Source organism: Sodalis sp. C49, assembly GCF_046352915.1.
Lineage (GTDB): Bacteria > Pseudomonadota > Gammaproteobacteria > Enterobacterales > Enterobacteriaceae > Acerihabitans.
Genome location: NZ_CP163303.1, coordinates 4,543,513 through 4,568,311, shown reverse-complemented (window position 1 = coordinate 4,568,311; position 24,799 = coordinate 4,543,513). Strand labels below are relative to the sequence as shown.

The 24,799-nt window shown below is 55.1% G+C and carries 15 protein-coding genes, 1 tRNA gene and 3 pseudogenes; 11 read left to right on the top strand and 8 right to left on the bottom strand.

The features are described from left to right. Positions 1-132: 132 nt before the first annotated feature. Positions 133-858: a DUF2884 domain-containing protein gene (locus ABUK12_RS20605; protein ID WP_410013557.1), complete on the bottom strand. Its 726-nt coding sequence runs from the start codon at positions 856-858 to the stop codon at positions 133-135. Positions 859-886: 28 nt separating this feature from the next. Next, entirely contained in the window at positions 887-1,606 is a 720-nt protein-coding gene (trmB, locus tag ABUK12_RS20600; RefSeq protein WP_410013556.1) for a tRNA (guanosine(46)-N7)-methyltransferase TrmB, read from the bottom strand. 169 nt (positions 1,607-1,775) lie between these two features. Here trmB and mutY point away from each other — a divergent pair, with 169 nt between their 5' ends. From mutY to mltC, 3 genes are read left to right on the top strand one after another with little or no spacing between them, the layout of a single operon-like run. Further along, the gene (gene mutY / locus ABUK12_RS20595; protein ID WP_410013555.1) at positions 1,776-2,879 is read left to right on the top strand and encodes an A/G-specific adenine glycosylase; all 1,104 of its coding nucleotides are present in this window, start codon (positions 1,776-1,778) and stop codon (positions 2,877-2,879) included. Then, positions 2,879-3,151, top strand: a complete 273-nt coding sequence (locus tag ABUK12_RS20590; RefSeq protein WP_162366945.1) for an oxidative damage protection protein — start codon at positions 2,879-2,881, stop codon at positions 3,149-3,151. The genes mutY and ABUK12_RS20590 overlap by 1 nt, the downstream gene beginning before the upstream one ends. Positions 3,152-3,209: 58 nt before the next feature. Continuing rightward, on the top strand, positions 3,210-4,274 hold the full coding sequence (mltC, locus tag ABUK12_RS20585) for a membrane-bound lytic murein transglycosylase MltC (protein WP_410013554.1): 1,065 nt from the start codon (positions 3,210-3,212) through the stop codon (positions 4,272-4,274). Between the two features lie 43 nt (positions 4,275-4,317). Here the strand turns inward: mltC and ABUK12_RS20580 are convergent, their stop codons facing one another. Beyond that, positions 4,318-6,474: an ornithine decarboxylase gene (locus ABUK12_RS20580; RefSeq protein WP_410013553.1), complete on the bottom strand. Its 2,157-nt coding sequence runs from the start codon at positions 6,472-6,474 to the stop codon at positions 4,318-4,320. Between the two features lie 992 nt (positions 6,475-7,466). Between ABUK12_RS20580 and ABUK12_RS20575 the strand changes: the two genes are divergently transcribed. The 3 genes and pseudogenes from ABUK12_RS20575 to ABUK12_RS20565 all read left to right on the top strand — a co-directional run. Then, positions 7,467-7,542 (top strand) — tRNA-Phe (locus ABUK12_RS20575). Between the two features lie 492 nt (positions 7,543-8,034). Beyond that, a pseudogene (locus ABUK12_RS20570) lies at positions 8,035-8,757 on the top strand (tyrosine-type recombinase/integrase); the annotation flags it as partial. Then, a pseudogene (locus ABUK12_RS20565) lies at positions 8,694-9,035 on the top strand (integrase core domain-containing protein); the annotation flags it as partial. The pseudogenes ABUK12_RS20570 and ABUK12_RS20565, both read left to right, overlap by 64 nt. A 449-nt stretch (positions 9,036-9,484) precedes the next feature. Here ABUK12_RS20565 and ABUK12_RS20560 read toward each other — a convergent pair. Further along, a complete protein-coding gene (locus ABUK12_RS20560; RefSeq protein WP_410013552.1) occupies positions 9,485-10,780 on the bottom strand; it encodes an MFS transporter in 1,296 nt (431 codons plus the stop codon). Between the two features lie 654 nt (positions 10,781-11,434). On the opposite strand from ABUK12_RS20560, the gene leuC reads away from it, so the two are divergent. The 5 genes from leuC (at position 11,435) to ABUK12_RS20535 (ending at position 16,386) form a co-directional block, all read left to right on the top strand. Then, the gene (gene leuC, locus ABUK12_RS20555; protein ID WP_410013551.1) at positions 11,435-12,856 is read left to right on the top strand and encodes a 3-isopropylmalate dehydratase large subunit; all 1,422 of its coding nucleotides are present in this window, start codon (positions 11,435-11,437) and stop codon (positions 12,854-12,856) included. 4 nt (positions 12,857-12,860) lie between these two features. Further along, positions 12,861-13,469, top strand: a complete 609-nt coding sequence (leuD, locus tag ABUK12_RS20550) for a 3-isopropylmalate dehydratase small subunit (RefSeq protein WP_410013550.1) — start codon at positions 12,861-12,863, stop codon at positions 13,467-13,469. Positions 13,470-13,519: 50 nt separating this feature from the next. Further along, positions 13,520-14,413: a fumarylacetoacetate hydrolase family protein gene (locus ABUK12_RS20545; protein ID WP_410013549.1), complete on the top strand. Its 894-nt coding sequence runs from the start codon at positions 13,520-13,522 to the stop codon at positions 14,411-14,413. Positions 14,414-14,428: 15 nt separating this feature from the next. Then, on the top strand, positions 14,429-15,337 hold the full coding sequence (locus tag ABUK12_RS20540) for an alpha/beta fold hydrolase (protein ID WP_410013548.1): 909 nt from the start codon (positions 14,429-14,431) through the stop codon (positions 15,335-15,337). Positions 15,338-15,441: 104 nt separating this feature from the next. Then, entirely contained in the window at positions 15,442-16,386 is a 945-nt protein-coding gene (locus ABUK12_RS20535) for a LysR substrate-binding domain-containing protein (RefSeq protein WP_410013547.1), read from the top strand. Between the two features lie 60 nt (positions 16,387-16,446). On the opposite strand, the pseudogene ABUK12_RS20530 reads toward ABUK12_RS20535, so the two are convergent. The 4 genes and pseudogenes from ABUK12_RS20530 to ABUK12_RS20515 form a co-directional block, all read right to left on the bottom strand. Continuing rightward, a pseudogene (locus tag ABUK12_RS20530) lies at positions 16,447-16,853 on the bottom strand (GNAT family N-acetyltransferase); the annotation flags it as partial. Then, positions 16,850-17,143 carry a DUF1778 domain-containing protein gene (locus ABUK12_RS20525; RefSeq protein ID WP_410013546.1) on the bottom strand — a complete coding sequence of 98 codons (294 nt, stop codon included), beginning with the start codon at positions 17,141-17,143 and terminating at the stop codon, positions 16,850-16,852. The pseudogene ABUK12_RS20530 and the gene ABUK12_RS20525, both read right to left, overlap by 4 nt. 538 nt (positions 17,144-17,681) lie before the next feature. Then, the gene (locus tag ABUK12_RS20520; protein WP_410013545.1) at positions 17,682-19,340 is read right to left on the bottom strand and encodes a ShlB/FhaC/HecB family hemolysin secretion/activation protein; all 1,659 of its coding nucleotides are present in this window, start codon (positions 19,338-19,340) and stop codon (positions 17,682-17,684) included. A 3-nt stretch (positions 19,341-19,343) separates the two neighbouring features. Continuing rightward, a complete protein-coding gene (locus ABUK12_RS20515; RefSeq protein WP_410013544.1) occupies positions 19,344-24,503 on the bottom strand; it encodes an MBG domain-containing protein in 5,160 nt (1,719 codons plus the stop codon). Between the last annotated feature and the right edge of the window lie 296 nt (positions 24,504-24,799).

The following is a 24,799-nucleotide window of genomic DNA, read 5'->3' as shown; positions in this document are numbered from 1 at the left end:
CGCGCCAATAATTCAGGCGCCTCCGGCCGCGGGAAGAGCGTCCCGGCGGGGCGGTGTCGCCGGGCGCACGGTGGGCAGCCTCTACGCCGGCGTTGACAGGCCGGCTGCGGTTGCAACCGTCCGCCGGGCGCGTTATTGCGGCAGGGATTTCAGCAGATCGCTGCGCTGGCGCTCCAGGTGGGTCACCCGCTGGCAGACCTGATCGCCGAATTGCTTGAATTCCTGTTCCTGGTTGCTCCACTCCGCCTGAATGGCTTTTTGCAAGCCGCCCAGATTGCCCATCACCGACTGCAGCGGGCTGTTGCCGGTGGCGGCGTTCATCGTCTGCTTAACGCCCATCTCGTTGAGGCTGTCCTGCACCACGCCGCCCATGCTTTGCTGCACGATGCGCTGGCCGTCCTGCTGCACCTGATCAATGGCCTGATGATGGAAGGCCAGTCCTTCGCTGCGATGCTCCAGAATGCGGTTCATCTGCTGCTTCAGCTGTTTATCAAGCGTGGTCAGCCGGTTACGCACGTTGCTGTCGCTGCCCAACTGCTGCACGATAACCCTGTCCAGCGCCACGCGGCCTTTCTCCAGATGAGCCTGGGCGCCGTTGTCAATCCAGGGCAGCTGTTGACGTATCTCCGCCTGGTAATCCACCGCCTGCTGGCGCGCCCGCGCATCCAGCGCCACCTGCCGGCCGTTACGCACCACGTCGCCGTTGCGGCTGATGGTCACGTTGCCGCTGGCGCCCACCACCTGCACGGTCTGCGCGGTGATAAAGATATCGTCCTGCGGTTTTACCTGGCACTGATAATCCGCCTGCGCCTGCCAGGCGGTTAACATCAAGATACCCAGAACTGCTTTGCGCAACATACGTTCTCCTGAAAATAAAGGTCAAACATCAGACACTTTTTTCGAACATTAAATCCCAAACCCCGTGGCCTAATCGCTGGCCCCGCTGCTCAAACTTAGTTAACGGCCGGAATTCGGGACGCGGGACGTAGTCCCCTTGTTCGGAAAGATTATGGAAATGCGCCACGTCGCTCATCACCGCCAGCATATGCTCGGCGTAGGGCTGCCAGTCGGTGGCCATATGGAACACGCCGCCCGCCCGCAGCTTGCGCCGCACCAGTTCGGCAAACGGCGTCTGCACGATGCGCCGTTTATTATGACGGGCCTTATGCCAGGGATCGGGAAAGTAGAGTTGCACCAGGGCCAGGCTCTCGTCCGGGATCATATGCTCCAAAACTTCGATCGCGTCATGACACATCACCCGCAGGTTGCTGATGCCCGCTTCGCGCGCGCTCAGCAGGCAGGCGCCGACGCCGGGCAGATGCACCTCGATACCCAGAAAATCCTGTTCCGGATGCGCCGCCGCCATCTCCACCAGCGACGCGCCCATGCCGAAACCAATCTCCAGGGTGAGCGGCGCCTCGCGCCCGAACAGGGACGCCGGCGCGATCGGCTCGGGCCGGTATTCGACGCCCATGGCCGGCAACAGCGTATCGATTGCCAGCTGCTGGCCTTTGGTCAGGCGACCCTGGCGGCGCACAAAACTGCGGATGCGGCGCAGCGGCCGTCCCTGGTCGTCAAATTCATGGGAGATAACGTCATTGCTCATAGTAGTTTCGTTTTAGGCAAATTGATTGGCAATCGCGCATTATGCAAAGATAGCGTTGATTAGCAAGTGGCCGGTACCGGAAAGTTCCTGTTTACAGTATGGCAACTCTGTGCTGGAATCGCTGCCTGATATTTCGAGCCAAGACCTGCCGGAGAGTAATACCCCACCGATGAGACAAGCGCAACTGTTCGCGCAACAAGTGCTGGAATGGTACCGGCGCTTCGGGCGCAAAACACTTCCCTGGCAGCAGGACAAGACGCCGTACAAGGTCTGGCTGTCGGAGATCATGTTGCAACAAACCCAGGTCGCCACGGTTATCCCTTATTTCCAGCGCTTCATGGCTAAATTTCCGACGGTCGGGTCGCTGGCGGCGGCGCCGCAGGATGAAGTGCTGCATCTGTGGACCGGGCTGGGCTATTACGCCCGCGGGCGTAATCTGCACAAAGCGGCCCAGCTGATTGCCGACCGGCACGGCGGCGTCTTCCCCACCGCTTTTGCAGACATCACCGCCCTGCCCGGTATCGGCCGTTCTACCGCCGGCGCGATATTATCACTGGCGCTTGGCCAGCATTATCCTATTCTTGATGGCAATGTGAAGCGTGTTCTGGCGCGTTATTTTGCCGTCGGCGGCTGGCCCGGCAAAAAAGAGGTCGAGCAGCGGCTGTGGAGCCTGAGCGCGGAAGTGACCCCCGCCGAGGGCGTCGGGCAGTTCAACCAGGCCATGATGGACCTGGGCGCGCTGGTGTGCACGCGCACGCGGCCGAAATGCGAGCTGTGCCCCCTTAATACCGGCTGCGAGGCCTATGCCGCCCACAGCTGGGCGCTCTATCCGGGCAAGAAGCCGCGCCAGGCGTTGCCGCAAAAAACCGCCTGGTTCCTGATGCTAAAGTCCGGCCAGCGGATTTGGCTGGAACAGCGCCCGGGCGCCGGCCTGTGGGGCGGATTATTCTGCTTCCCGCAGTTTACGCAACGCGGGGAACTGGCGGCCTGGCTGCAAAGCCGCGGCCTGGATATCGATCAGGGCGAGCAGTTGACGGCGTTTCGCCATACCTTCAGCCATTTCCACCTGGATATCGTCCCGGTGCTGTTAAATACGGACGGCGCGCAGCGCTGCATGGATGAAGGCGCCGGACTCTGGTATAACTTAGCGCAACCGCCATCGGTGGGACTGGCCGCGCCGGTCGAGCGCCTGTTGCTGCAAGCGGGTAAATTGCCGGCAGGCGCGCCACGGCCACCGGCCTTGGGCCATCCCGCCAACAAAGAGGAACAATAATGAGCAGAACCATCTACTGTACTTTTCTCAAGCGAGAGGCCGAAGGCCAGGATTTCCAGTTTTATCCGGGCGAGCTGGGCAAACGCATCTTTGACAATATCTCCAAGGAAGCCTGGGCGCAGTGGCAGACCCGGCAGACCATGCTGATTAACGAAAAAAAACTCAGCATGATGAACGTCGCCGACCGTAAAATACTGGAACAGGAGATGATTAAGTTTCTGTTTGAAGGCCAGGATGTGCATGTCGAAGGGTACACGCCGCCTAAACCATAATGATAGATGAGCGCTCGCAGGCCCATTATGCCTTTCTTGTCCTGACACGGCCCGTAAGATGAAGAAAATTGTAGCATTGCTGGTGATTGCGCCCCTGTTGTTCTCGTGTTCCAGTCATAAAACCGAAGACAACGAGGCCTATGTTAAAGATACCAATGGTTTTGATATTCTTATGGGGCAGTTCGCCAATAATATTGAGAATATTTGGGGCATCAACGAGGTCCTGATTGCCGGACCGAAGGATTACGTTAAATACACCGATCAATACCAGACCCGCAGCCATATTAATTTTGACGCCGGGACCATTACCATCGAGACCATTGCCGGCGATCCGGCGTCGCATTTGCGCCAGGCGATTATCAGCACGTTGCTGATGGGCGACAACCCCGGTTCCATCGATCTCTATTCCGACGTCAATGATATCCAGATCAGTAAGCAGCCCTTCCTGTACGGCCAGGTGGTGGATAACAACGGCGATCCCATCCGCTGGGAATGGCGCGCCGCCCACTTTGCCGATTACCTGCTGCAAACCCGGCTGCAGCAGCGCACGTCCGGCCTGCATCAAATCTGGTCGGTGACTATCCAACTGGTGGCTAACCACCTGGATAAACGCGCCCATAAATATCTGCCGATGGTGCGTAACGCCTCACAGAAATATGGCGTGGATCAGTCGTTGATCCTGGCGATTATGCAAACCGAATCCAGTTTTAACCCCTACGCGGTCAGTCATTCGGATGCGCTGGGCCTGATGCAGGTCGTCCAGCACAGCGCCGGACGCGACGTATTCAAAATGAAGGGCAAATGGGGCCAGCCAAGCCGTAGCTACCTGTTCGATCCGGAAAACAACATTGATACCGGCACCGCCTATCTGGCGCTGCTGCAGTCCAGCTACCTGGCGGGGATTGTCAATCCCACCTCCCGGCGCTATGCGGTGATTACCGCCTATAACGGCGGCGCGGGCAGCGTGCTGCGGGTTTTCTCCAGCGACAAGAACCGCGCGTTCTCGGTCATCAACAACCTGGATCCGGATGAGGTTTACCAGAAACTGTCCACCCAGCACCCGTCCGCGGAGTCGCGGCGGTATTTGTATAAGGTGAGCAGTTTACAGAAACACTACCGCTAAGTGATAAACCCCTCCGCGGCCCGATAACGCGGCCGCCGGGGGGCTAGTTGCCGATAACGTGGCCGTACAGGCGCTGTAGGCCATCCTCTCCCCGCACCGCGTAAACCCCCTGCAGTTCCGGCGAAAAGCCCGGCAGCAGGTTTAACCCCTCCTCCAGCGCCAGGAAATAGCGCTGCGCCGCGCCGCCCCACACTTCGCCGGGCACCACGCACAGCACGCCCGGCGGATACGGCAGCGCCCCTTCGGCGGCAATACGTCCTTCCGCCTTGCTCACCGGCACCAGTTCCACATCGCCGCGCACAAAGGCCATGTTGGCTTCCTGGGGATTCATCGCCACCTGGGGCAGGTAGTCATGGCGGAACATTTCCCGCTGCAGCTGCTTCACATCGAAGCTGACATACAAATCGTGCATTTCCTGGCACAGGCGGCGCAGGGTATATCCCTGGTAGCGGTCGGGATATTTTTCGCAGATGCTGGGCAATACGTCGCTCAGCGGCGCATCCTGTTCGATATAGCGCTCGAATTGCACCAAGGCCGCCGTCAGCCGGCGCATTTTCGGCGCGTCTTCCGCCGGCGTCAGCAGGAACAGGATCGAATTAAGATCGCATTTTTCCGGCACGATATTATTTTCGCGCAGATAGGTGGCAAGGATGGTGGCCGGTATCCCAAACGCCGAATAATTCCCGCTCACCCGGTCGATGCCGGGCGTGGTCAACAGCAGTTTGCAGGGATCGACAAAGTACTGGTTTTGGGTGTAACCGCTAAAGGCATGCCAGGACTCTCCCGGCACAAAATTAAAGAACCGCACGTCATGGGCCATGGCGTCGGTGTCGTGATCCTGCCAGCGCTTGCCGCCGACGCGATCGGGGATAAACGGCTTGATAAGGCGGCACTGCGCTAGCATGTCCTTGCGTGTATCGATGCCAAGCTTAACGCAGTCCAGCCACAGGCGCCTGCCGGCGGCCCCTTCGTGCATTTTGGCATTGATTTCCAGCGCGGCGAATAGCGGGTAAAACGGACTGGTGGACGCATGAAGCATAAACGCGTTGTTGAAACGCTTATGGTTGCAAAAGCGTTTCTGCCCTTTGATATGCGCGTCTTTTTTATGGATTTGCGACGTTTGCGAAAAGCCGGCCTGCTGTTTATGCACCGACTGGGTAACAAAGATCCCGGGGTCATGTTCATTGAGATCAAGCAGCAGCGGTGAACACTGCTCCATCATCGGGATAAACTGCTCGTAGCCGACCCAGGCGGAATCAAACAGAATGTAATCGCACAAATGGCCGATTTTATCCACCACCTGGCGAGCGTTGTAGATGGTGCCGTCATAGGTGCCAAGCTGGATGACCGCCAGGCGGAACGGACGCTGCTGCGCTGCGCGCCAGGGAGCGATTTCCTCCACCTGGCGGCGCAGGTAACGCTCGTCAAAGCAATGGGCGTCGATACCGCCGATCAGTCCGAACGGGTTGCGCGCGGTTTCCAGATAGACCGGGGTCGCCCCCGCCTGTATCAGGGCGCCGTGATGAACCGATTTATGGTTATTGCGATCAAACAGCACCAGGTCGCCGCGGGTCAGCAACGCGTTAGTGACGACCTTATTGGCCGACGAGGTGCCGTTCAGCACAAAATAGGTTTTATCCGCATTAAACACTTTGGCGGCAAATTTTTGCGCTTCCTTCGCCGAGCCTTCATGGATCAGCAGATCGCCCAATTTAACATCGGCATTGCACATATCGGCGCGAAACATATTCTCGCCGAAAAATTCATAAAATTGGCGCCCGGCGGGATGTTTGCGGAAAAACTGGCCGCCCTGGTGGCCCGGGCACGCAAAGGTGCTGTTGCCCATGGCGACATATTGCGTCAGGGTATCAAAAAACGGCGGCAGCACGCCCTGCTGGTAGCGCGCGGCGGCGGCTTCCAGTAGCGGCCCGTGGTCTTCCGCGCCGCTCAGGATAAGCAGGCCGGTCTGCGGCGGCAAGGCGACATCAGCGGCGTGCTCCCCGCTCTCCACGGCGATAAAAGCCGGAATCGACAGCCCGGTATTGCGCAAAATGCTGAGTACGCCCGCGCGCGCGTCCGCCACGGAAACGACCAGGGCCGCGACATCGGTAAAATCGGTGCTATCCAGCGGCACGATATCCCGCGCGGTAGACAAACGATCGGCAAAGGCCGCACTGGCCGCTATTTTTAATAATTTCATGTCACCAATCCCAAAGGTTAAGGATGAGTGTATGTGCCTGAGAGCACGCGATGGGAGAACAACGTATCTTCCCGCATAAGATGTCTTCGCTGTTTCCGCTTGTGAAAACAGCGAGTTATCGGAAACACTGGTATTAACAGCAGCCGATAAGCATCAGTAAAAGCAGAGCCAATCTCTGTTTTTACGACTGCTTAACAGGAAGCCGGGATATACCCTCACCGCATGGTGAGCAGGGGTGTACTTCGGAGGCGAAGATCGTTTGGGCAAATATCGGATAACACCAGGCATTGATGCCCGACGCTATAACGCAGCAGCATGGAATGTATCATACCGGCGGCTCCCAAAGACCTTGCAGCAGTGATAAGAGAAATTTGCGCAATAATTGCATTTTTTTACGCCGGGTTCAAGCAAAAATATTGCCAATAAGCAAAAGCAAATTTGATATTAACCATATGATAAACAATAAATTTATATTATTCAGTTAAATTATGACATATCTTATTTCTCCACCGCCTTAAAGTCATCGCGTTATACGCCCATAACCCGGGCTCCAGCGAAGGAAAATGCATGGATAAAGTCTTCCTGTACCTGGCCTGCTTACCTGCCTCATCCGCCATCCCATAAGAAATACCGCGGCCCCTGGCCCGTCAGCGCCGGCCAGGATGGTGTGATTGACAATAAACAGCGCTTCAACTTTTTCCATTCGCCAACCAGGCATGATCATAATGACCAATAAAATACGTTTATCGCCACGTATAAATACCGGCGCCATAATGAGAAATAGTCTTAGCGTATTTTCGCTATAGAAAATAATGAAATAATCGCATCCGGAAAAAGGGCGCCATCACGTATTACCCTGGTTTTTTACGCCGCCACCCCGGATACGCCCGCGGGCGGCACAACGCTGACTGCGTGAAAACTCGCCGATCGAGCGAACAAAGATGATAAAGCCGTTGACGTCATCCCGGCGATACGGTTTAATGCGCCCCGTTGCCCGGATAGCTCAGTCGGTAGAGCAGGGGATTGAAAATCCCCGTGTCCTTGGTTCGATTCCGAGTCCGGGCACCATTTTTGATTAAACCAGCTTAGCAGCTGGTTTTTTGCTTTCTGGCATCGGGACTCTCCATCGAACGGCGTTCGATGACTCGCCTCATCCATGAGGCTCGCCCTGCGGGCCAGCGCTGACGCGCTGTGCAAAAACGCTCCCGGCTTTTTTGTCCGAGTCCGGGCACCATTTTTGATTAAACCAGCTTAGCAGCTGGTTTTTTGCTTTCTGGCATCGGGACTCCCCATCGAACGGCGTTCGATGACTCGCCTCATCCATGAGGCTCGCCCTGCGGGCCAGCGCTGACGCGCTGTGCAAAAACGCTCCCGGCGTTTTTGTCCGAGTCCGGGCACCACCATTTCTTTTTTATGCTTTCTTATGAATCCCTATATATCTTAAATTCAATAGGTTGGCGTAAGAACCCTTTCCGATACGTTTTGATTTATTCCTAGGTATCCGGAAAATGTGGGGTCAAATTGCGGGTCATTCAGTTCGATGAATGGAGAGGCCCTCACATGGCTCTGACTGACAGTAAAATCCGCGCTGCAAAAATCTTGGTAAAATCCTACAAACTCACCGATGCCCAGGGTCTGTATCTACTGGTATCCACCAGCGGCTCGCGTCTGTGGTATTTCCGCTACCGCTTCGGCGGCAAAGAATCCCGCCTGGCTTTAGGCGCCTATCCGCAGGTAACGCTGGCGGCGGCCCGTGAAAAGCGCGACGCCGCGCGCAAGCTGCTGGCATCCGGCATCTGCCCTTCCCTGCCCCGCGAATCAGAAAAAACCGCTGTAGACGAAACCCGCACCTTTAAACACATCGCAACCTCGTGGCACACCAGCAGCCTCAGGCTCTGGTCGGCAAGCCACGCGGATAAAATTCTGACCTGCCTGAAACGCTACGCGTTCCCCGACATGGGCGAAATGGATATCGCGGAGGTCGAAACACGGCATCTGGCGCAGCTCATCAAAGCCATCGACGACAAAGGCGTGCATGACGTTGCAGGGAGAATGCGCCAGTATTTGACCAAAATCATGCGCCACGCCGTGCAACAGGGCATCATCAAATACAACCCCGCGTTCGATCTGGGTGGCGTCGTGACACCGATTGTGACCCAACATCTTCCCGCTTTGCCGCTGCGACGCCTGCCAGAATTACTTGAGCACATTGATAACTACAAAGGCCGGATGCTGACCCGTTTGGCGCTGGAACCCACACTGATTGTGGTTCTCAGTGCTGCATGCATGATTATCATGCTATACAGCAACAGTTCGGCATGAAGATGTCAATATCGCGTAAAGTTAACTGTTACGACAACTTGCCAATGGAGAGATTTTGGGGAACGCTGAAGAATGAAGACCTCAACCACTTTATAGGCGTAATACGCGTGAAGAAGCGGCTTCAGCACAGTAGTACGCGAATACATCAAGATTTTCTACAATCGCCAGTGTCGTCATTCCCGGTTGGGAATCTCTCGCCGGCCGCCTTCGGAAAGTACTATCATCAAATGATTGCGTAAAAAAAGACAAGCGACAGTATTAGCCATTGCCAGTACATTTCAGAATTTTTCAGTACTATCGCTCCCGTCCGACTTCCTGAAAACGGTACTATCTCCCCACAACGGCTTAAACAAGTCCAAGATTTCGTCCGCCCCCGTAGCGCAGCGAATTAATTAAACCGCATTATTGCCAACAGCATTATATTAGGCCCGGTGGGAGCGACGCTTCAAAATGTAAAATTTGGCTTATTCAACTTTATAATACGACACCTAACTATACCGTTTGGCATCATATAGCGCTAAGGAACTTACTGGATCTTCTCCCCTAATCCACGACCAGGCCATTATAAGCAGCAATCGGCAAAACTGAAAAATAGTCTGTTTGTTTTTAGGAACTGTCAATTAACTATCAGCGCTAGCTGTATGAAAAATATATCCTTGTGATTAATTTTTGATCAACTGCATGCCAATTATTTAGTCACATGATTGACCAAACTTTTGTCGGATTGCCGGGACCGGCGCGTCCCCGGTTCGTCAGCGGTTTTGGCTGGGGCGGGAAAAACCGAAGCCTCGGTCCGCTGGCTTCTTTGCAAAATACGGCAGACCAGAAGGGCAATAACAAGCATGGACACAATCGACCCTATCATTCCACTCCAACTGAAACGGGCAAATAAAAAACCGTTCAAATAGCCGATGGCTGCGCCGCCAAGGTAGTAAAAGAACAAATAAAAGGCTGTGGCCTGCCCTTTATTAACACGGGCATTTTTACTCACCCAAGCCAGTGCGACAGAATGGCTAATAAAAAAAGAAACGGCAAAAAACACAATGCCAACAATAAATACGAAGATATTTTCCGTCATCAGTGTAATGACGATTCCAGCCAACATTACCGTCAGGAGCAACGTCAGTACATTCATTGCGCCATACTTCAAAGTAGCCCGGCCTGCGGCGGGAGCGCTGAAAAAAGTGAGGGAAAAGCTGATAGGAATTAATCCAATCCAGGCATAAGACAAATGAAAGGGTGTGTTATGTAAATGGAAAGCAATAAAATTGAATACCGACGTAAATGAACCGAATATCATAAACCCGATGATAAACATCAGGAAAAGAGTCTTATTCCTAAAATGTGCAATACCTCCGCGTAACATCAGCGCCAGATTCAGGTTGGGCATGGCCACGAAATTCTTTGATGCCGGCAGGAAAAACAGCACCAATAACGCCATCAGCAGTAAAATCCCGCCAAAGATAATAAATATGCCTGCCACCGGGATTCGGTCCATCATTTGGCTTGCAAATACGCGTCCGGACATACTGCCGAGGGAATTACCGAAAATAAAATAACCGGTGATAATACCTGTCATCGCGGGAATTATTTCTTCACTGATATATACGGTCACCGCTGCGGTGATGCCGCTGACGGTGAGGCCTAATAATCCGCGCAGCAGCAGCAGCATCGTCCACGACGACGCAAAGGCGCAACACAGCGTCAGCAAACCGCCGGCAAGTAACGAATAAACAATCAGCTGCTTGCGGCCGAAACGATCAGAAAGGCTGCCGCTGAACAGCAACGCCAGCGCCAGGCAACTGATCTCCACCGAAAGAATCAATCCCACCTGGTTCAGAGGGATACCATACACTTCCGACAGCTTGGGTAGCATGGCCTGCACCGAGTAAAGGGATGCCAGCTCGGCCAAGCCGGCCAGTGGCAAGGTGATAATAATGGGCAGGTACGCCCTGAGACTGTTTTTTTTGCGGTTATTGAGCATAACGGTAATTCTCCTTACTCACATACATAGGCATTCGGATTTTTCTAAGGTTTAAGCAATAAAAAAACTCGTGGGTTAATACCCTCTTTTGATAAAATTGACCAATTCCTTTTGGCTGAAATAATGAGAAATTATTGCCGGTTCTACATTCCTCATTTTTCTGTTGATAATATAGTTTCACAGTCAGGTGTGTTCACAAATGTCAGAAGTGTAATGGCAATCATCACATTATGTGTGTATTGCTTCTAGACTATTTTTTTCATGACGCCCTCATGCCAATTAAACATTTTTACTTATTGATAAATAATGTTTTTTATTTTTTATATGATTTTTGTGAATTACAATTTTTATCAATTTTATCGAATGCTGCGCACAATGCCGCGTATTTAATGATTCATAATGCTATATTGATCACACTTTTCAGAAAGATGGATTTCCCGCACAATAGTTGATTATTGCATTCTGTGACAGCGATCTGATTAACTTAATTAAAAATATATTACGGCATTTTAACGTCGATAAAACACAGTTCGTGATTTATTAGAACATATATCGTGATTTTTAAATTAACTAACAACTTCCAAGAGGGTGGTAATATAACGGCAAGATCATTTTGCCAGAATAACCAGACCAGGTGCTATGACGGGAGTAACCATGAGCGAGCATAAAACATTATATGAGAAATTAGTTGATTCTCATACTGTTCGAACGCTGGATGATAAAGGCAATGTACTGCTTTATATCGATCGTTCGATTTTGAATGAGTACACCAGCCCCCAGGCGTTCAGCGGATTGCGTGAAGCGGGGCGGCGGGTATGGAATCCAGCGACATTATTGCTCAATGTCGACCACGTCAATCCGACGCGTCCGGTGCGTACTCCGGCAATGACGGATGCGGGTGGTGAATTGCAGGTCAATTATTTCCGCGATAACAGCAAGTATTTCGACATCGAGCTATTTGATGTCATGGATAAACGCCAGGGCATCGAGCATGTGGTAGCACCGGAACAGGGCTGGGTGCTGCCGGGCACGGTGATTGCCGCCGGGGACAGCCATACCAGTACCTACGGCGCGTTTGGCGCGCTCGGTTTCGGTATCGGCACGTCGGAAATCGAACATCTGATGGCAACACAAACCCTGGTCTATAAAAAGCTGAAAACCATGCGGGTCAGCGTTATCGGCTCGCCGATGCAAGCCATGACCGCCAAAGACATTATCATGCTGTTGATTGAAAGACTGGGCGCGGACGGCGCCACCGGTTATGCCATCGAATTTACCGGCGAGGTTTACAGCGCCCTGAGCGTGGAGGGGCGTATGACGATGTGCAATATGGCCGTGGAGGCAGGCGCGCGCGGCGCGTTCAGCGCACCGGACGAGAAGGTGTTCGCCTATATCGAATCCGCTCCCCGCGCACCCAAAAATGCCCTTTGGCTACAGGCCGTGGCTCAATGGCGAAAGCTTAAGAGCGACGATATGGCGGTATTTGATAAAGAAATCTTCCTTGATTGCACCGCCGTTGAGCCGCGCATCACCTGGGGAATAAGCCCGGACCAGGCGGGCGGCGTCAGCGGCAGCGTCCCGGATCCGAACAGTATCACAGAGGATCAAAAACGCCGTGATATCGAATTTGCGCTGGACTATATGGGGCTCAAGCCCGGCATGTCCTTTGAAGACATCCCCATTTCCCACGCCTTTATCGGCTCCTGTACCAACGGGCGGATAGAGGATTTACGCGCGGCAGCCCGGGTGGTGCAGGGACGTAAGGTCTCGCCCAAGGTTCGCGCCATGATTGTGCCTGGGTCGACCCAGGTACGAGATAAAGCCGAACATGAAGGACTGGCGCAAATTTTTATCGACGCGGGCTTCGAATGGCGTCAGTCGGGCTGCTCAATGTGTCTGGCCATGAACGAAGATGTGCTGAAACCGGGAGATCGCTGCGCGTCCAGCACCAACCGTAACTTTGCCGGACGGCAGGGCGCCGGGTCGAGAACCCATCTTATGAGCCCGGCAATGGTCGCCGCCGCCGCCATCGCCGGTCATATCGTCGATGTCCGGCGTTTCGTTCAAGAGGCATAACAAAATGGAACCTTTTACACGCGTTGAGGGTATCGCCGCGCCGATGCTGGCCGCTAATATCGATACCGATGTCATTATGCCAAAACAGTTTCTCAAAGGCATCGATCGCCGGGGGCTGGACAAGGGCACCTTTTTTGACCAGCGTTTCCTGGCCGACGGATCGGAAAATCCAGCGTTTATCCTCAACAAGCCTGCCTGGCGCCCGACCGCGTTTTTGGTGACCGGACCGAATTTCGGCTGCGGCTCAAGCCGGGAGCATGCGGTGTGGGGATTGAAACAGCTCGGAATACGCGCACTGATTGGCAGCAGTTTCGCCGGTATATTCAACGATAATTGCCAACGTAACGGCGTGCTCACCATTACGCTGGATAAAAAATCGCTGCGGCGAATTGAGCAGGCGGCGACCGATAGCGGCGATCACCGGATAACGGTGGATCTGGTGGGACAGCGCATCGTGGCCGGGGATGACGCTTTGCCGTTTGAGATCGACGATCTCAAAAAGCAGATGCTGGTGGCGGGTTTGGATGCGATTGATTATACCCTTCAGTTTAAAGAGGATATACGGCATTTCGAGCAGCGTCATTTTACGGAGAATCCCTGGCTGAAGCTGTAGCCTTGCCTGGCGATAAAGAGTGAAACCCAAGCGATTGAATGAGGTTGTCAATGAAACTGGCGAGTTATATCCGTAATAAACAGCGCGGTTATGGTGTATGGACTGAGGGGGGTATCATCGATTTGAGTGATAAGCTGGGTAAGAAATACCCCTCGATAAAAGCCCTGCTTGAACAAAACGCCCTGTCTGAAGCCTATGGATTTATTAATACGACACCCGATACATCACCCGACGATGTGCAATTTCTGCCGGTGATCGATAATCCGAATAAAATTATCTGCGCCGGCATGAATTATGCCGAAAAAAGACTTGAATTCAACGAGCTCAATCCTGAACCGACGCTGTTTGTCCGTTTCCCCGATTCGCAAACCGGACATCGCTGTCCGGTTATCAAACCGGCCGGCTCCCGGGAATTTGATTACGAGGGGGAATTGGCGGTCATCATCGGCAAACCCTGTTTCCATGTGGACGTCACGGCGGCGCTGGAGTATGTGGCAGGCTACAGCTGCTATATGGACGGATCCGCCCGTGACTGGCAGCACACCTGGTACACGGCGGGCAAGAACTGGCCGGCCACCGGCGCGTTCGGCCCTTATATGGTCACGTTGGCCGATATCGGCGACCCGCAATCCCTCGCCATCAAAACCTGGCTTAACGGCCGGCTGATGCAAAATGACAATACCCGCAATATGATCCACGACGTGGCTCATTTGATCAGCTATATCAGCACATTTACACCGCTCTCCGCCGGAGACGTCATTATTACCGGTTCGCCGGGTGGGGTGGGTAAAAAACGAATTCCGCCCGTATATTTACAGCCGGGGGATTGTATCGAGGTGGAAATAGAAGGTATCGGTCGTTTAACCAATATGATTTATGAAGAACAAACGGTTCCGGTGCGACCGGAGCTGGATTCTTCCACCCTTTACCCGCCTTCCGTGTAGCTAAGAGGAATTATTATGACCGTAGGGAGTGAAATAATTGGACCGTCCCCCTTTATTGCCGGCTTTAGCCTCAGTGACATTGGTTTAAGCAACGGTATTCGACTGCGTACCGCCATCGGGGGAAAAGGGGCACCATTGTTATTGCTGCACGGACATCCGCAAACTCATGCCACCTGGCGGAAAGTGGCCCCGGAATTAGCTGAGCGCTTTACCGTTATCGCGCCCGATTTACGGGGGTATGGCGATAGCAGCAAACCGGAAAGCGATGCGGAGCACCGTCCTTATTCAAAACGGGAAATGGCCCGGGATATGATGCTATTGATGGCCGGGTTGGGGTACAACCGTTTTGCGGTAGTGGGCCACGATCGCGGGGGACGGGTGGCGCATCGCCTGGCGCTGGATTATCAGCAGGCGGTGGCCAGGGTGGTGTTTATCGATATAGCCCCCACCGCGACCATGTATGCCCGCACGGATAAAAACTTCGCCACCCGTTATTTTTGGTGGTTCTTTTTGATTCAACCCGCGCCGCTACCCGAAAAACTGATTTCCGCCGATCCGGCCTTCTTTTTAGAAAAGCATATCGGCGGGCAGTTGAAAACGCCGGGGGCCACCGAACCTGAGATTTTTAACGAATATTTGCGCTGTTACGCCAACCCGCAAACCCTACATGCCATTTGCGAGGATTACCGGGCGGCCGCGACCATTGATTTAGCAGATGACGAAGCGGATCGGGAGAAATGCGTTATTGTGCCGGTGCTGGCCTTATGGGGCGCGAAGGGCACGGTCGGCCAACTGTATGACGTGGAAGAAACCTGGCGGGAAAAGGCGCTGGATGTGCGGGGGAAGGCACTACCGTGCGGTCATAGTCCACAAGAGGAGATCCCCCGGAGAACATTGGATGAGCTGCTTAATTTCCTGGCATAAACGAGGAAGGCGCGAGCGGCAGCAGTTTGCCATGGTCCGGGAGCCGTGGCATGCTGGTTTACGTGATACCCCTACGTCTTTTGATATTCGCCGCGGAAACTTTTATGCATCTAAACAATAAATCACCCCATACATGGCCGTTGGTTGATGATTTAAACGTTTTTTTGACCGTCGTGAGAAAGCAAAGTTTTGCCGCCGCGGCAGTGGAACTGGGGCTTTCCCCGGCCTATGTAAGCAAACGGATTAATTTGCTGGAAAAGGGACTCGGAGTACGGCTGTTTTTACGCAATACTCGCCAGATCAGTTTGACGCCCGACGGCGAAAAAGCCCGTGACGGGGCGATGGGCGTGCTGGATACTATGAGTGAATTTATTTCCAGCCTTTCCGATACCCATGAGCATATCCAGGGACATCTGAATATCGGTTGTTCATTTGGTTTTGGAGAACAGCATATGGCCCCGGCGCTGGCGGAATTTTCGCGCCGATTCCCGCAAATAACCTGTAAATTGACACTATCCGATCGTGTCATGGATTTGATTGGCGAAGGAATCGATATCGAAATCCGCATTGGGAATGATATCAAAGAGCTTTATATCGCCAGAAGACTGGCGGATAACGCCCGTATTCTTTGCGCTGCCCCCGGTTATCTCGCAGAACACGGTATACCTCAAGAAATCGATGATTTGGCGCGGCATAAATGCCTGGTTATCCAGGAAAGGAATAGTCCGTTCGGCGTCTGGCGCCTGACGAGAGCCGAAGAAGCCTGCCAGGTGCGGGTAAAGGGTTCGTTATCCTCCAACAGCGGCGTAGCGGTATTAAACTGGGCGCTGGCAGGGCACGGTATTATCTGTCGTTCACGCTGGGATGTGCAGAAATATATCGATCAGGGGCTGTTAATCCATTTGCTGCCGGAATACGCGCAAAGCGCCAATATCTGGGCGGTTTACACTATCAAACCGTCGACCTCGACCCGGTTAAAGCTCTGCGTTGATTTTTTAGCGGAATATTTTCATTTAAATCCCCCGGGGCTATCCCCGGAACGCCTCTGAGCATGGACACCGATTGATCGTCAGTGCGACTGGCATAACCAGACCTGCCGCCGCCAGCGGGTAAAATTCCCGCACCTCATCAGACAGCGCATGAGCCAGCATCCCGCGTAGGCCTATAGTCTCCGCCACCTGAACCACCCGTAGCACGGCATCTCGCATCAGTGCCGCCCGATATCCTGGCCGTGCAATGATGTATCAACCGCCAAACGGCCCAACACCGCGATCGGGATCGAATCAGGCATATTGCGACAAAAGCGCCCAGGCGCAGTATTGGTCATCACGGCACTGGACGCCAACGAGTAATACGCCATCACCTTCGGGTCGTCGCAGCAGACGAACGTTCGGGATGCGCCGGTTAGCTGATTTTTCATCGCCCGCTGTTTTAGCCAGTTGACCATAGACTCGACGCCGCAACAAAATGAGGAAAGAATATGCCCGGCGTGAAGAAGATCAGGGGCTAAAATCAATGATTCTGCTGCCACGGCGCAGGCGTTTGCATGGTTTTACGCAGCGCGGCGTTGGGAGCAGGAGCTTGATCCTGACGAGCCAGAAATTCCTGATAGGCGTCCGGGTCCGCCATAATGATGCGCTGCTCGATCAACGCTTCCTCTGCCGCGGCGTGCGCGGCCTCCAGCACAAAGTTGGTACGGTTTTTCCCTTTCGCCTTCGCCGCACGATCGATAAGATCGCACTCGGCGGGTTTAATGCGTAAATTTAATGTCTCGCGTTTGACAGAAACGCGGTTCGTCGCTGGCATGACGTCATCCTCCCGGGTATTCCTCTGGAGATAAATTAAACAGTATGGCGTAACGCTAATGTCATTACGATTAACAGGCAGCATAGGCGATCGAACCAAAGAAACTCACCGGGCATGACAACAAGTGCAGTGCCCTACCCTTTGATCTACATACCATAAAACGGGTCACATTGCGGGTCTTGACAACCGGCGGGGATAAAATTTATGATGGAATTCAACTTAATAGAGAACTGAATGACCCCGAGTCCGGGCACCATTTTTGATTAAACCAGCTTAGCAGCTGGTTTTTTGCTTTCTGGCGTCTGGACGCTTCATCGAACTGGGTCCGATGAAGTGATTTTAATCGGGAAGCGCTGGCACCGATGCGTCAGGTGATTGACGCCATGCTGTAATATTCACCGCCGTCAGATCGCAGACCACATCAGGGCTTTTGCGGCCAAACTTGGAAGAACGCACCAGCGGAATCCGCTGCTGCGCGGCGTTGCGCATTGCCTGGCTGACGCCGCGCAAAACCCGACTTATGGGCTAGCGCTAACCGTCAAAACGAACGACTAACCCGCGCCCACACCCGCGGCGTACGATCCACGTCGCTCTGTGCATCGGCATTACCCAGCTTCCATGCCGCGACCGCCATCAAATGCCAGTTGCCGGCAGACAATGTCGAGCCCACGCCCGTAGCGGAAAGGCTGCGGTGATTTTCGCCGTCAACCCACGTGTCTTTGTTCAGCCGCACTTCGCCATGGTCGACGAAGGTGAACAGCTGCGCGATCTCGGTCAGTGCGTAACGCAGTTCGACGTTGGCCACATAACCTTGGTCGCCCTGTGCTTCGCCTTCTGGATAAGCCCGTACGCCATACGCGCCGCCGAGGCTGATTTTTTCAGAGGAGTCAAGGTTGCCGCCGGCCCATTGGCCTTGGAGCTGACCATAAAGACTGATCCGATCCGTCAGGCGCTGCAGGCGCACGACGCTGGGATTGATCTTCTGAAAGGTGCCGCGAGTCTTGGCAGTTTGATCGTCCAGCACTTTGTCTTGCGTGTTATCCAGCGTCAGGTTGCCTTGGCTCCAGGCCAACGAGAACGCATTCGAACCGCCACCCAAAAAATTGTCGCGGGCGGTGCCGTTGAGGCTGGCGGTCACGACATGCGAGTGTTTGTTGCTTTTGTAGTCGTAAAGATCGATGTCATCTTTTAAGCGTTTGTCATCGAATTGCAGTTGCGCAGTCAGGCTGAAATCCCGGGTGCGAATCAATGGCTGCTGCACAAACACGCTGGCAATCTTCGCGTGACCCGAGGCATCAAGATGGTCAAAATCCTTGGCCAGCTGATAATTCATGTCCGAGTAAGCGGCACCGATTTGGGTCGCCCACGGACCGATCGGCAACTGATACGCCGCCCGGTAGTAACGCTGATCTTCATCAGAGCCCATGATCCGCATGCTGGCCTGATCGCCAATGCCCAACGGGCTGGCGAGGTTCAGCGTGCTGCCTAGGCGATATTCACCGGTGAAGCGGTTGCCATAGTTATCCAGATCCACTTGGCCCGACACCATCGGCGCCGAGCGGGCATCCACCACCAGGTCGCTGGCGCCCACGGCTGTGCCGGGTTTCAGCGTGGACCGGACTTCGACGCCGGGGGTTTCCTGAAGCAGCAACAGACTGCGTTCCAGGGTGCCGGCGCGCACCGCGCCCCCGTTTTTCAGCGCGTGGAGCGGTGCCGCCAACGTGCCGTCGCTGATGCGCGACGCGTTATTGAGCGTCACTTCGCCAAAATGACCTTCGAGCACGGCGATGGTGACGATGCCATTTTCCACGTCCTGGGCCGGCAAATAAGCCCGCGCCAACGGGTAACCTTTGTGTCGGTAAAACAGGGTGATACGCCCGGCCGCTGCCTGCAACTCACCAAAGCTGACCGTGCGATTTCGCAGGTCAGCCAGCAATGGCAGCAGATCGGCGCTGCCGATCGCCTGATTGCCGGTCAGCTTGAATTGCGCGACCTGCATTGTCGGCCCGCTGGTCGTCGGGTTGGTGTCCGGCTTGTCGGGAAGGTTCAGTTCCAGCGTCTGGCGCGGCGGTAACGCCGGCGGTTTCGTTTGGATCTCACGGATCGATTGACCCGCGTCCGGCGCAATTTCAGCCTTGGCCGCACCCGCAGTTAACGTCAGGAGAGCCAGGGCAATGGGAGTAAGGCGGATACGCATGAATCAAAGTCCTTCTGGAAGGCGCAAGCCTTGCTCAATTACGCTATAGAGGTTGTCGGACGGCAGTTGCACCGCCAGAGGCGTGGTGGGGGTCGGCAATTTACGCAGAGGCTTGGTGGTCGCCGCCGCTACGTTTTCGGGGGCGCTGAGCAATTGGAGTAGCACCGCCAGAGACGTAGGGGGGGACGGCAATTCATGCAGCGGCGTGGTGGGTGCCGCCGCTACGTTTTCGGGGGGGCTTGGCAATGGGTTTAGCGGCGTTACACCGATATTGAACACACCGTCAGTGAACGCGATGGCGTAATTGCTGTTGTTCAGCGTGCCTTGTTCAATCCTGTATTGACCGACGGTTTCGCCTGCACTGCGCGTCAGATTGCCGTTGAGGTGGTCACCGTTAACCAGATTGCCATTGGTGGTCCACGTCAGTGCCGGGTCGCTGGCGTTGACGATTTTGCCAAGGTTGTTGGCGGTCACGTCCAGGGCGCGGGGATCGACGGTCCATTGGCCATCGGATGTTTGGGTCACGGTGTAGTTGCCATTGGCGAGGACCCCCTGCACGCTCAACACATAGGTGCCGACGTGGGTGGTGTCGCTAATGCCAGTGCTGCTCAAACCGGTCAGTACCGATACACCTTGGCCGTTGACCAAGCCGCTGGCGCTTAGGGTCGGCTGGACATGAGTAGCGCCGTACGTTGAGCTACCGCTGTTGACCGCCACGGTGATGTGTCTGGCATTGACTGTCCAGTTGCCATTGATGCGCTGATCGATCACGTAGTTACCGTTGCTCAGCGTACCGACCACATGAAGCACATTGCTGCCTGCGTTATCGGCGCTGGTGATGGCGAAATCGTTGCTCAGACCCAGTCCGCTATCGAGATCACCATTGACCAGGCCCGTGACGCCGATGCCCGGTTTATCCGCGGTGACATCGCCGTACGTTGAGCTGCCACTGTTGGCCGCCACGGTGATGTGTCTGGCATTGACTGTCCAGTTGCCATTGATGCGCTGATCGATCACGTAGTTACCGTTGCTCAGCGTACCGACCACATGCAGCACATTGCTGCCTGCGTTATCGGCGTTGGTGATGGCGAAATCGTTGTTCAGACCCAGTCCGCTATCAAGATCACCGTTGACCAAGCCCGTGACGCTGATGCCCGGTTTATCCGCGGTGACATCGCCGTACGTTGAGCTGCCGCTGTTGGCCGCCACGGTGATGTGTCTGGCATTGACGATTACGTTTCCGGTGTTCGCGAGTGCGACCAGGTAACCCCCCAAACCGCTTAACGTATTTTGGATTTCCTGGATGGCGTAACTGCCCACATTCGCGGTAGCCGCCGTTCCCATCGAAGACATCGCTAACGTGCCGGCCACCACGTTAGCCAAGGTATCGGCGGCGAATGCTCCTGCGACACCGGCACTCACGCCAGAGGTGGTATACGCAGAGCTGACGTCTGCCTGGTCGCCGTAGGTCTTGCTGACGTTTGCCGCGGTGTAGGTGACCGTCGGTTGATAGCGGAACACGTACCGGTTGCCGATTACGGCGCTTGCTGGAAGGGTATTCATGTTGGCATTCCAGATAGCCGTATTGTTGCTGTTTAGCCCGGCAAACGTATCGGTGGTTGGGGTATCGGAATAAATCACCCAGTGGTGTCCGGCGACGGCCGAGGCGGTAACGGCGTTACTGCCGGCGTTGTTGATAAAGGCCCCCGGGGTGGACAACACCACATCTGACCCGCTGACATGCCCGCCCTGTGCGATGGTCAAATCACCTGCGACGCTCAGGGTGCTGCTGCCGACAGCGCTCAGGGATTGGTCAACAATGAAACTCCCGGCCTGGGTGAGTTGCACATCATCGGTAGCGTTCAGGCCACCGCCATCGAGGGTAAACAGCTTGTTGGCGCTGTCTACGCCGCCGCTGGCCGCGTTCAAATCCGTCAGCAGCGAGGACAGTGAGTTTTCATCGCCAATGAGTACCAGCGTGTTAGCCGTCAGATTGATGTTACTGGTCGTATCCGTAACACCCTGAGTGAAGGTATTAGCCAGATTGCCGCCGCTTTGCGCGTAGGTGAACACATTCGTGTTCGCCAAGGCGCCGGGCACGAGCAGACTGTAATAGTAACCATCGGCGCCGATGGACGAGGTACCGGCCACCGCGCCGTTAATCACGGTGGCGACTTGGCCAGCCGCATCGCTGTTTTGAGCAAAGCCGGAAATGGCTTGCGGTGTGCCGTGCGGATAGTGGGATGTCAAATAGGGGTAAAGACCGCTGGCGGTGGCCCAAACAGTATTATCGAAATCAGAAGGTAATACGCCCTGTAATTGTGCGGTGGTTAACCCGGTGACACCGGAAGCGACACCGCCGCCAATCCCAACAGCATTGCCGCTGGTCACGCTATTCCAGTAAACGTGGGTAACCGTACCAGCGGCTTGATTGTAGCCAATGGCGCCGCCAACGTTAATGCCCGCCGTCCCCCGCACTTGGCCGGTGGAATAACTGGAGGAAACAGCACTGTCGTTATAGCCTGCGACCCCGCCCACAATATTATCAGCTTGAACATTGCCGAAATTGTAGCTATTTGTGAGCGAACTGGACGTATCGTTAAGGCCAACAACACCGCCGACAAAACTGTCGCCCGATATGTTGCCCGTATTGTAGCTGTTGGAAATCGTACCCTGGTAGCTGTTGCCGGCTACCCCGCCAACACGCGTGTTGCCCGATACGGTCCCGGTGCTATAGCTGTTGGTGATGGTGGCGCTTTCGTTAGCGCCCACTACCCCGCCAACGTAGTCACCCGTACCGCCATTGACGTTGCTGGAACTGTGACTGTTTGTCACCAGGGCACTGCCGTTATAGCCGGTTATTCCGCCTGTCCAGCGGGTGCCCGTCACAGTGCCCATGCTGTAGCTGTTTGCAATCGTCGAGCGATATCCATTCAAGCCGGCGATTCCCCCGATCATAATGCCGGAGGATGACGTTGACACCGTGCCGCTGAAATAGCTGTTTAATATAGAGGAGAAACTATCGTTCATCGAGACGATACCGCCGACGTAAGATCCGCCGCTGATAGCGCCATTCACTAAACCCAGGTCCCGGACCGTTGCCCCCTGATTGTAACCAAACAGCCCCGTGTAATTTGCGTACGGAGCCGTGATGGTCAAGTTCGATAGCGTATGGCCCAAGCCTTCGAAGGTGCCGGAGAAGGGCGAATCATCATCATCAGCATAGCTTCCCACAATGGCGTTCGTATAGGTGACGCCACTCGCGTCCTGATTACGCGCCAAGGCGTAATGGCCGGCTAATCCGCCCGCCGCAGTTTGGTTTGTAATTGCGCTGGACGAAGCTGGATCCCCGTCGATTCCGTCGATGTCGGCCATGCTGTAAACCAGCGTGTAAGCCGAACCGTTGATGTTCAACCGCTGCCCGCTGCCTTGCGGTGCCGTGAAACTGGCCGAGACGCCATCGGCGAAACTGAGATCGCCGCTGCCGCTGCTGGCGCCGTTCCTGTTGTTATTCGTCACCAGTACCAAGCCGCCTGCACCGGTGACGGAGACGTTGGCATTGATGGCAATGGAGTGGAACGAGTCCAGCGTTAGGGTATTTGGCGAACTCCAGCTCAAGGCGGAATTAACGGAAATATCACCGGGGCCGGTTGCCGTGGAGGCCGCAGATCCACCGGTCGTGGAGGCGGTGGTGCCGGTGGTTTGCAGGGTGACGTCGGTGTTCAAGAGCGCGGCGTTGATCGTGGCCGCTGAAACGTCATCAACGATCAGGTCTTCAGGATCCACCAGCCAATCACCCGTTTTGCCTTTCGTCGCCGAGGTGCTCACCTGGATGCCAGTGAAGTCAACGCTGTGGCCGGAGGTTTCTACAGACCCGCCGTCACCGCTGTGCGTACCGCCCCTGGCCGAAAAATTGCCCCTGGCCACGGTCGTTCCGTCGGACCAAACGACAATGTCGCCGCCTTTTCCCGTGGTCCCGGCGTCAGCCTTGAGGCTGCTGCCGGCATCCACGCTGGTACCTTGTGCGTGAGCCAGGGTGCCTTTGCCTTGAGCTTCGCCGCCGATCTTGATGCCGCCGCCACCGCTGGCGCCCGAGGCATTCAGGGTGGCGGACGCGAGCGCAATGTTCTGGCCGGTGATTTGAATCGCGCCGCCCGTGCCTTGGGTTGCCGAGACATCTAAGGTGCCGGCGATGTGCGCCAGACCGCTGTCGCCGCCGCCGAGGGAGATCTTGCCGTTCTTGTTCTGCAAGCCCCGCGCTTCAATCACACCGGTGTTGTTGACCACCGTCCTGAGCAGCGCATTGCTGGCCGCCGCGGTCATAATGACCTGGCCACCGTCGGCTTGAATCAACTGGCGGTTTTCCGCCAACGCATTCTTGGCCGCTTCATCGACCTGGACATTAAGCAAGCCATCGCCAGCGAAGTCCAACGTCACCGCCTTGCCGGCGGCCAATGCTACGGTACCCAGTTTCGCAACAATCACGCCCTGGTTGCTGACGGTGCCGCCGAGTAACGCCACGGCGCCACCGTCGGCTGCGGTAATGGTGCCCTGGTTGACGACGCTGGCGTTGCCGCCATCACCCTTGAGCGCGTATTTGCCGTTGGCGAAATCCCGGTTCGAGAGAGTGAGTGTCGAAGCCACCAACCCGCCGACACTGACGGAGGCACCCTGACCAAACAGCACGCCATTGGGGTTGATCAAGAACACCCGGCCATTAGCGTTAAGTTGGCCCATGATCTTCGAACCGTCAGCGCCGATCACCCGGTTCAGGGCAATAGAATCAGCGCCGGGCTGAACAAAGGTCACTTTGTTGTCTTTGCCAATATCAAAACTCTGCCAATCCATCGCCATTTTTTGGCTGGACTGATTGATCGTCAGTTGATGATTGGCCGCCGTGCCAATCTGGCCGCTGCCGAGAACGACATGACCGCCGGTGGGCAAATCTGCGGCCATGCTGACAATAGGCATGCAGGAAATACTGCATGAGATCAGGGCAATGGCAAACGGTAGCGGCTTGAGCGCTCCGTTACATGGGGTTGAATGATCATCGACCTGAATCGCACCGACTTCACTGCGTTTGCCACGGCGAGTGGCAAGCTCACTGACGACCACAAAGGCATTACAGCTGTGGTTCCAGATCACGCTGAAGATGCGATTCATAGGTACTCCTTGCTTAAGCGGGTAGAAATGCATGCTGACTAAGCTGTATTAGCGCCAGAGGGCGCGCTATCGTTGACGCACATTGGAACGGCAGGCGCCGGTTGCGCCTGCATCACAAACAACGGCAGGGATGGGGAGAATCTTTATCGATAAAAACGTTTAATCACGTGGATAAGATTATTTTTGCGAGATGCGTCGAAGAGGGAGAAATCAGGCGACCAAAACCCCTTGCAAATTGACCCCGTTCGGGGATGCCGGGTGTTAACCCGCCAATTTTCTTTGTCGGCAACCTAAAT

Excerpts from the sequence above, each read along its gene's own strand:
- ABUK12_RS20515 (WP_410013544.1), bottom strand. The coding sequence starts at position 24,503 with ATGAATCGCATCTTCAGCGTGATCTGGAACCACAGCTGTAATGCCTTT.
- ABUK12_RS20520 (WP_410013545.1), bottom strand. The coding sequence starts at position 19,340 with ATGCGTATCCGCCTTACTCCCATTGCCCTGGCTCTCCTGACGTTAACT.
- ABUK12_RS20605 (WP_410013557.1), bottom strand. The coding sequence starts at position 858 with ATGTTGCGCAAAGCAGTTCTGGGTATCTTGATGTTAACCGCCTGGCAG.
- ABUK12_RS20535 (WP_410013547.1), top strand. The coding sequence starts at position 15,442 with ATGCATCTAAACAATAAATCACCCCATACATGGCCGTTGGTTGATGAT.
- trmB (WP_410013556.1), bottom strand. The coding sequence starts at position 1,606 with ATGAGCAATGACGTTATCTCCCATGAATTTGACGACCAGGGACGGCCG.
- ABUK12_RS20580 (WP_410013553.1), bottom strand. The coding sequence starts at position 6,474 with ATGAAATTATTAAAAATAGCGGCCAGTGCGGCCTTTGCCGATCGTTTG.
- ABUK12_RS20560 (WP_410013552.1), bottom strand. The coding sequence starts at position 10,780 with ATGCTCAATAACCGCAAAAAAAACAGTCTCAGGGCGTACCTGCCCATT.
- mltC (WP_410013554.1), top strand. The coding sequence starts at position 3,210 with ATGAAGAAAATTGTAGCATTGCTGGTGATTGCGCCCCTGTTGTTCTCG.
- mutY (WP_410013555.1), top strand. The coding sequence starts at position 1,776 with ATGAGACAAGCGCAACTGTTCGCGCAACAAGTGCTGGAATGGTACCGG.
- ABUK12_RS20545 (WP_410013549.1), top strand. The coding sequence starts at position 13,520 with ATGAAACTGGCGAGTTATATCCGTAATAAACAGCGCGGTTATGGTGTA.
- ABUK12_RS20525 (WP_410013546.1), bottom strand. The coding sequence starts at position 17,143 with ATGCCAGCGACGAACCGCGTTTCTGTCAAACGCGAGACATTAAATTTA.
- ABUK12_RS20590 (WP_162366945.1), top strand. The coding sequence starts at position 2,879 with ATGAGCAGAACCATCTACTGTACTTTTCTCAAGCGAGAGGCCGAAGGC.
- leuC (WP_410013551.1), top strand. The coding sequence starts at position 11,435 with ATGAGCGAGCATAAAACATTATATGAGAAATTAGTTGATTCTCATACT.
- leuD (WP_410013550.1), top strand. The coding sequence starts at position 12,861 with ATGGAACCTTTTACACGCGTTGAGGGTATCGCCGCGCCGATGCTGGCC.
- ABUK12_RS20540 (WP_410013548.1), top strand. The coding sequence starts at position 14,429 with ATGACCGTAGGGAGTGAAATAATTGGACCGTCCCCCTTTATTGCCGGC.